Raw genomic sequence first — 5,751 nt, forward strand, 5'->3', positions numbered from 1 at the left:
CCGAGTCGGTTGAAACAAGAGAGAAGAAGAAGCACAAAATCCTGCTGAATATCCTGAAACGGATATTCTGGAAAGATCCGCTGAAAATGCTCTTCTTTACGCTGTTCTCAATTTCCTTTGCCATACTCAACCCCTTTGGCCTGTATGGCGACACCAGCCAGGAGTCCAGGATTCTCGTCCAGCAGATCATGTCCCACTTTTATCCCTCCAGGCAGCAGGAACGGAAACCCGTCACGGTACTGCTTTATGACGTCGATTCCCCGGCAGCACTGTACACGCCTAAGAATAACCAAGAAAACGTTGCTAACGCCAGGAAAGAGGCCGCCTGGCCCATCAGCTATCAAAAGCATGCGGAAGTCCTGGAAATGCTGTTGAGAACCGGGCCAAAAGCCGTGTTCGTGGATATTCTCTTTCACCGGAACGATGAGGACGGTGCCGGGGTAAAAGCCTTGGCCGGGGTGGCCAAAAGGTACGCCGAAAAAAAGATCCCCCTTTTTTTTGCAGATACCCCTTACGAGGAGCCGGAAAAGAAAGACCCTCCCCAAACACCATCCATTAAAAGCTGGATCAGACCGGAACTGTCAGAGGTTGTGGCGCGGGTAGGGGTCGACGAAATTTCTTCGGCCGGAGACCGCGGGGAACGTTACCGGTTGGCCCCCAAGCGCCATCTGCTGCCGCCGGCGGCCGCACTCTACCAGGTATCGTCCACGGGCAGGGACCGGCCGCTGCCGGACAATCCGGAAGACCTCTATCTGCAGTGGGGACGCATCCCTGACCTGGAAGCCCATCTCAACGCCGTCCCGGGACAGGAACCGGAGGAGCTGAAACCCGAAAACCTGGAACCCCAGGCAACCGCACAAGGCCGCTGGAAAGCGTTCTGTTCCTATATCCTTAAGGCCTTGGGCCAGGGCGTTGTCAAACCTGAAAAATTTAAGATACCCCATTACTATCATCCCTGTGTTTACGTCAGTATCTGGAAAGGGCTCCGGCAGGCTTCGGCAAAAAAATGGAAGGAGCGTTGCCGTGACATCGAAAAAAAGCTGCTCAGAGATCACTTTGTCCTGGTGGGAACGGGCCTGCGTGAAATGCCGGACCGCGAAGTTTCTCCCATTCACGGCTATCTTCCCGGCGTATTCTTCCATGCCATGGTCCTGGACAACCTGCTCACCTACGGTCAAGGCTACTGGCGGTATCCAAAGCAACTGTGCGGCAGTTTAACCCTGGCCAGTCTCCTGGATATCTTCGCCCTTCTTTTTACCCTGAGAATATATACGGAATTCACGGCCTGGCTGAAACGCTGGAAACACGAACACGGCAATCCGTCTTGGATGGATCCCCGCCCTCTGATCTTTGTCCTGCTGTTTTATCTGACCGTTTTTGTTTTTTCACTTGGCCTGGCCCTGGTGGCTTTAAAAATTCTCACCATTGCGCCCTTTAACTTTATCGGAACCACATTGCTGATGGCGGGTATCGGTATGGAAAACTTCAAGCCTCAGGCCATCCAGGGGTAATGCGGATCATTAAAATTGACCATAAAAGGAGAGGAGCAACATGAAAAAAACCGCACTGATTCCAATGATAATTTTAACAGGGTTCTTATGGGCCACGCCCGTCTTTGCCGATGCCGGGCTGATTCTCAGCATTGATACGGTACCGCTGACAACCTATGATGGCAACGGCGGTCAAACAGGAGAGATTAAAGGTGATGCCCTGGCCCGGCTCAAAGATAGAGTAGAGAAAAAAGAGGTGGCCGTGATTGAGGAACATGCCGGACATCTCAAAATTTCCCCTGCCGGGGGCGAGTTCGTCTGGATCGATGAACTCGATGTAACGGTCTCGCGCAAATCACCTCCAGCCGTGTCCGGAAACATCCTGGCCCGGCAAAATGATGTCAACCAAAGCAAGCCCGACGCCAGCATGGGACTGGAGGATGGAGAATGAAATGCTTAAAGACCGCAAACGGATTATGCTTACTTTTCGCCATGATGCTGCTCTTTTCGGGGTGCATTCCAAGCACGGTCCACAATGAGGCGCTCCAGCCGGAAACCGATCCGGAAGTTTACCGGAAAATCCAGTTCGGCATGGAACCCAGGGGCTTTGACAGGGTACCCCTGGCACTTTCTCCCAACATGGGGGCTGCCATCACGGAAGCGCATATCCAGGCCTATCTGGAAGGTATACTGGCCCGGCTCGCCCCTGAAGGCGCGGCTGCCCCCCCGCTTGTTCTCTCAGGGAAGGACACCTACAATGCCTCGGCCACGCTGGGCGGAAGCCTCAACATCCACCTCGGGCTTTTTACCCGGGCCGGAAGCGAGGACGAGCTGGCGGCAGTGCTCGCCCACGAATACAGCCATGTTCTCCTGGGACACAACAAAAGGATCCGGTTCCACGACAACATTTCCGGAATGACCAGTGTCTGCCAGCTTGCCATTGCCGAAACCCGGACCTTTATCGACGAACCTGAACAAGCCGAACTCATTGATGATAAGCTGGGTTATACCGCTGCCATATCGGATTTTATCACAGGTCCCATGTGGAGCCGGTCCCAGGAGGACGAGGCCGATGCCAAGGGCATGGAACTTCTGGTTCATGCGGGGTATTCGCCGCGGGGCATGTTGAGGATGACCCAGCAGCTGACAAGCCCGGGGGTTTCAGATCCGGAAGAATGGGACAAGTACATGTCCGAACGGTTTTCCAGAAGCATTAAGGGCTTTTTACAAAAAACCGTGGAAGAAATCAAAAAGCCGTTGCAAAAGGGTGAGGCCAATCCCGAACAGATGACTGAAAATGTCCGGGCGGGCATGCAGGAGAGCATGACGCAGACCCTGGAAGCGGGTATGGGCAAACTCAAAGACGAATTCAATCAATGGGGTTACCGCTACCATAAAGAGGCCAGGGCGCGCCAGGAGCAGGTCAAAAATTGCCTGCGCAACTATCCGGAAAACATCCGGAGAAGGCCCATGAATACGGCTTCCCTTGAAGCGGTCAGGGAAAACGAGCGCGTCGCCGCCGTCCTGTCCGGCGTGAAAGCCTTATCCGACGCCCGTCGCGCTTTCCTGGAGGGGAACCTGAAAAAAGCCAGAGAAGCTGCGGCAGAAGCCATGGAAAGCCCTGTCAAGGATACCCCGTACGCACTTAGTGTCCTCGGTGCCGTGGAACCGGAACTTCTGGACAAACGGATTTCCACGCTCAGTAAAATGCCGGCCATGCCTCCCTTGCTCTACGACCTTGCCATTTTGAGGCTCACGGAAAAAGGTGAGGCCGATAAGGCCGGAGCCATGGCGGCCAAGGGAGAAAAGGAATACGGACCGCTTTTCATGGCGCCGGTGGATGTATACCATGCACATCACGCAGGAACGGGAAGCGGCAAGGACCTTGAAAGCGAGCTGAAAAAATGCAAATGGCTCAACCACCAGCGAACCTATACCGCCTGCTGTTCCGCGGCGGGCAAACCGAAAGAGGAAATTGTCTCAAGCATCAGTCTGGGGGATGAAATGGAGAGAAAAGGGGTCAAGGAGGGTAAAAAAGCCTGGAGCAGGTGACAAAAACGATCGTTGATCTGATAATCATTATCATTACAGGAGCGCCGGTATACAATCGCCGTGACCATGGAGACTTCCCAATAAAAATTGCCCTGATTGCCCCGACGGACAGGAACTTCCTTTTTTACTGGAAAGGTATAGCAAAGAATGAAAAGATTAACAAGAGTCAGGAATATGGCCCCAGCGGGGCACAGCCCCAACTTGTTGGGGCTGTGCCCGGCTGGGGGTATCGACTCCGGAATGGCCGCTGATGTTAGAAATAGCACCTGGGAGAAAAAATTAAAAATTCGCCTTGAACCACTGAAAAAGCTCTGAGCAGCTATCTTTTTGACTGATTTTGAACATACCCCACCGGAAATCCTCCAAAACGGAAAAATTAATGCCAGCCGCCGGCAGGGATTTGGGAATTGGAAAAGTCATAAACCAGATCAGGAATAGAATCGGGAAATGGCGGGTTGCGGAGGATCATGGTTAGGGATATCCCAAAGTCCAAGGTGACGCAAGATTCTTTCGATGATGTCGAGTTCTTCGATAAGACTTATGATACGCATTGAGCCCTGGCATTTAGGGCAGGTCAGCGGGTCTACCTCATAGATTTTCTGAATCAGGCGAGCCCAATCCCGGCGGAACTCTTTTGAAGACATCTCGTTGGGAATAACGGTGGGGATGGGATCATCCGTGTTCGCCTTTTTTCTCATCCCCCAGGATTTGTTCGAATAATGACCATAGTACCTGACAGTCTGCTCATACGGCCGGGGATGTGCGTCACCAGCCTGGCCAGCCAGTCAAGGGCATCAAAGACTTTCCGGAACTTCCGATCTTTTGATGTATATACGACCTTTGCAAAACCGTCACCGGATTCTTCCACCGGGATATAAACCATACGTTCCTGGGAGAAACAGGCGTGGATAATGTACCGGGCAAGATTGCCGAGGCTGGCCTGGTCATTGGAAGAGATCTTGTCACCGATATGAACATGGAAGCCTGAATGCTGCCATGACAGCATATTCTCGATAACGGCATCCGTTATCTTGCCCTCTTTTTTGAGCATCTTGAGCACCTCGTACTGAAAAATCTCTTCCAGAAACCCAGACGGGTTGCATACATGGCGTCCCAAACCCCCTCCAGCTCTTCAAAGTGATTCTCAATGCATTGGTAGTATGCGCTTGCCTTGGGATTGCGGGGCTGGTAAACATCAAAATTATGTGCTGTTGTTTGGGTCATGGCGGAACCGGTAATGGTGATGGAAATAATTTAGAGCATTCGAAAGGAGATCAGAATATTAATACAGGACGGAAACATCTGTTGAAAATATACAACAAATGTTGATAAAAATAAACAATCCAAATACAGAATCGGAGTATTTCCTAACCAAAACATGCTGACGGACAAGCCGCAGATGTTTACGTTAAAAGTAAAGGGGGATTAAAATGCCAATATTCTTTTTAGCCGAAATTCAGTCCGTCTCAGATGCAACCATGTACAGTGAATACATTGAAAAAGCAGCCCCTATTATCAAAAAATATGGTGGAGAATATATCTTTAGATCAAGTCAACTAAGCCCTATCTCGGGGGAATGGGATATGAAACGAATGATATTAATCAAATTCGCCAGCAAAGATAAGATCATGCAGTGCTTTCAGTCAGATGAATACAGAAAAATTGCACACTTAAGAGAAAACTCAACCATATCCAAAGCAATAATTATTGAAGAATAGACTGCTAACACATGGAAATAAATGCAAATCCGGAAAGCATCTCAGGCTGATAAAGAAAATATTTCGAAATTGCACACGGCTTCAATCAGAAAACTGTGTTGAACTCACTATAATCTGCCAAATGGTGCAAGTCTTGATTGTGTCCTAATGTTCAAGAATTTATCGAAAGATGCTGACAACTTGTACGAGCAAATAAAATAAGGCCAACATGAGCTTTCACAAAGAACCGCTTGTACCTCGCGGCCTGTGAACCGCGGCGTTGGACATAGGACAGGATGAACTCGACCAGAAAACAAAAAATAGTAATGTCATTTATTTGCATTTCAGTAGCTTTTTTTTGCAGAAAAAATTTCAAATGCAAATAAAGAACTGGCCCTTGGATTTACAGAGCTTGATAAATTGATGGAATTTTCACTCCCGGAGGTTGACGGTGTCTTGGGAACCATTAAGAATAGTGCATCATTCCTTAAACGTAAATCTGCGGAGCCAAA

The 5,751-nt window shown here is 50.1% G+C and carries 6 protein-coding genes; 4 read left to right on the top strand and 2 right to left on the bottom strand.

The features are described 5' to 3' along the window. From AB7U36_RS17030 to AB7U36_RS17040, 3 genes are all read left to right on the top strand, one after another. On the top strand, positions 1-1,511 hold a 1,511-nt coding region (locus tag AB7U36_RS17030), incomplete at its 5' end, for a CHASE2 domain-containing protein (RefSeq protein ID WP_428160888.1). Between the two features lie 40 nt (positions 1,512-1,551). Next, positions 1,552-1,941: a hypothetical protein gene (locus AB7U36_RS17035; RefSeq protein ID WP_428160889.1), complete on the top strand. Its 390-nt coding sequence runs from the start codon at positions 1,552-1,554 to the stop codon at positions 1,939-1,941. Next, positions 1,938-3,542 (top strand): M48 family metallopeptidase, encoded by a 1,605-nt coding sequence (locus tag AB7U36_RS17040; RefSeq protein WP_428160890.1) that lies wholly within the window; start codon positions 1,938-1,940, stop codon positions 3,540-3,542. Before AB7U36_RS17035 ends, AB7U36_RS17040 begins: the two co-directional genes overlap by 4 nt. A 428-nt stretch (positions 3,543-3,970) precedes the next feature. On the opposite strand, the gene AB7U36_RS17045 is transcribed toward AB7U36_RS17040, so the two are convergent. Both AB7U36_RS17045 and AB7U36_RS17050 read right to left on the bottom strand, forming a co-directional pair. Then, positions 3,971-4,240 carry a hypothetical protein gene (locus AB7U36_RS17045; RefSeq protein WP_428160891.1) on the bottom strand — a complete coding sequence of 90 codons (270 nt, stop codon included), beginning with the start codon at positions 4,238-4,240 and terminating at the stop codon, positions 3,971-3,973. Beyond that, the gene (locus AB7U36_RS17050) at positions 4,237-4,659 is read right to left on the bottom strand and encodes a transposase (RefSeq protein WP_428160892.1); all 423 of its coding nucleotides are present in this window, start codon (positions 4,657-4,659) and stop codon (positions 4,237-4,239) included. Before AB7U36_RS17050 ends, AB7U36_RS17045 begins: the two co-directional genes overlap by 4 nt. Positions 4,660-4,972: 313 nt before the next feature. Here AB7U36_RS17050 and AB7U36_RS17055 point away from each other — a divergent pair, with 313 nt between their 5' ends. Then, positions 4,973-5,260, top strand: a complete 288-nt coding sequence (locus AB7U36_RS17055; RefSeq protein ID WP_428160893.1) for a DUF1330 domain-containing protein — start codon at positions 4,973-4,975, stop codon at positions 5,258-5,260. Positions 5,261-5,751 lie beyond the last annotated feature (491 nt).

The organism is Desulfobacter sp. (assembly GCF_050177295.1).

What these genes read in the sequence shown, in the direction of transcription:
- AB7U36_RS17045 (WP_428160891.1), bottom strand. Translation starts at nt 4,240, where the DNA reads ATGAGAAAAAAGGCGAACACGGATGATCCCATCCCCACCGTTATTCCC.
- AB7U36_RS17055 (WP_428160893.1), top strand. Translation starts at nt 4,973, where the DNA reads ATGCCAATATTCTTTTTAGCCGAAATTCAGTCCGTCTCAGATGCAACC.
- AB7U36_RS17040 (WP_428160890.1), top strand. Translation starts at nt 1,938, where the DNA reads ATGAAATGCTTAAAGACCGCAAACGGATTATGCTTACTTTTCGCCATG.
- AB7U36_RS17035 (WP_428160889.1), top strand. Translation starts at nt 1,552, where the DNA reads ATGAAAAAAACCGCACTGATTCCAATGATAATTTTAACAGGGTTCTTA.